1 protein-coding gene and 1 pseudogene are annotated in these 1,084 nt (G+C 68.5%); both read left to right on the top strand.

Translation table 11 applies throughout. The features are described 5' to 3' along the window. Positions 1 to 267: pseudogene (locus EOA33_RS36550) on the top strand (diaminopropionate ammonia-lyase); the annotation flags it as partial. Continuing rightward, positions 264 to 1,084, top strand: an 821-nt coding sequence (locus EOA33_RS36545; RefSeq protein ID WP_127407785.1) for a hydantoinase/carbamoylase family amidase, incomplete at its 3' end; no start/stop codon positions are given. The pseudogene EOA33_RS36550 and the gene EOA33_RS36545, both read left to right, overlap by 4 nt.

The raw sequence follows: 1,084 nt of genomic DNA, 5'->3' as shown, positions 1-1,084 counted from the left end.
GACGAGGAAGACGCGGTTTCGGTGATGAACCGCCTGGCCCGGCCTTCAGGCGATGATCCGGCGATCGTCTCCGGCGAGAGCGGCGGGGCGGGGCTCGCCGGGTTGATCCGCGCTGCCGGTGACAGCAAGATGCGGGCGGCGCTTCACCTCGATAGCCATTCGCGCGTGCTCATCATCAACTCCGAAGGCGCGACCGATCCCGGCCGCTATGCCGACCTGGTCGGGATGGCGCCGCAAGAGGTTGCGCGGGCGAGGCAGCCGGCATGAGCAATCTGACGATCAACGCCGACCGTCTTCTTGGCCGCATCGAAGAGCTCGGCAGCCTTGGCCGCGATGCGCAGGGCAGGCTGGTGCGTGTCGCCGCTTCCGACATGGACAAGCTCGGCCGCGACCGCCTCGTCAGCTGGCTGCAGGACGCAGGGCTCGCAGTCGCCGTCGACCGCATCGGCAACATCTTCGGCATCTGGCAGGATGATGCCAATGCCGGCCAGCCGTCGGTCATGCTCGGCTCGCATATCGACACAGTGATCGACGCTGGCATCTATGACGGCTGCTATGGCGTCCTTGCCGGCCTCGAAGCGATCGAGAGTTTGAAGGAGGCCGGCTTTACGCCGGCGCGCCCGCTCGTGGTAGCGGCCTTCACCAACGAGGAGGGCGTGCGGTTTTCGCCTGACATGATGGGCTCGCTGGTCTTCGCCGGCGGCCGGGATCTTGACGAGGCGCTGGCCTCGGTCGGCACCGACGGCTCGGTGCTGGGCAAGGAGTTGGAGCGCATCGGCTATGCCGGCAGGCACGAGCCCGGCTTCCTCAAGCCGCGTGCCTATGTCGAACTGCATGTCGAGCAGGGGCCGGTGCTGGAGCGCGAGGGCATCGCCGTCGGCGCGGTCGAAAACCTGCAGGGCATTTCCTGGCAGCGCATCACGATCGAGGGCGAGGCCAACCATGCCGGCACAACGCCGATGTCGATGCGCCGCGATGCCGGCGTCGCCGCCGCGCGGGTGATCGGCTTCCTGGCGGACCGCGCCGGCGCCTCGCCGACGCCGACGGTCGCCACCGTCGGCACCATCGCCTTCGAGCCCAACGC

This window comes from Mesorhizobium sp. M4A.F.Ca.ET.050.02.1.1, from assembly GCF_003997725.1.
In the GTDB taxonomy this organism is placed as follows: Bacteria; Pseudomonadota; Alphaproteobacteria; order Rhizobiales; family Rhizobiaceae; genus Mesorhizobium.
Note: the sequence above shows the minus strand (reverse complement) of the source record. Positions and strands in the feature narration are given on the sequence as shown.